We start from the raw sequence: 347 nt of genomic DNA on the forward strand, positions 1-347 counted from the left end.
TTTGAATTTGATGGGCATAGCCTCAAAGGGAGCGCGGTTCATCGCTCGATGAGTATGTCCAATATCGGAAAGCAAATGGCCAGGGAACATGGCATCGAGAAATTTAAGGCACTCAACAAAGCAATTAGCCTGGCGAAAAGCCCGGAACCGGTGCAACTCAGCTTAAAACTATTGAAAGAAATCGCACAAAAAGTTATTAAAAAGTCCATATCCAAAGGCATGGATATCGGATATTAAACCTCTTGAATTATGGCAAAAATTGATGAACTATCGGAATTGTTATGCTCCGAGCTGGCAAGCTTCGAGCAGCATATGAAACGACTGGAAGAAATTCATTCCCAAGGGAT

The 347-nt window shown here is 42.4% G+C and carries 1 protein-coding gene and 1 pseudogene; both read left to right on the forward strand.

Going from position 1 to position 347, the window contains the following annotated elements; all coding sequences use genetic code 11:
* Positions 1-237: pseudogene (locus IIF7_RS20960) on the forward strand (relaxase/mobilization nuclease domain-containing protein); the annotation flags it as partial.
* A gap of 12 nt (positions 238-249) precedes the next feature.
* Positions 250-347 (forward strand): DUF6730 family protein (locus tag IIF7_RS21265; protein ID WP_394335070.1); only part of this gene is annotated, 98 nt, incomplete at its 3' end.

This window comes from Zunongwangia atlantica 22II14-10F7, from assembly GCF_002094855.1.
GTDB lineage: Bacteria > Bacteroidota > Bacteroidia > Flavobacteriales > Flavobacteriaceae > Zunongwangia > Zunongwangia atlantica.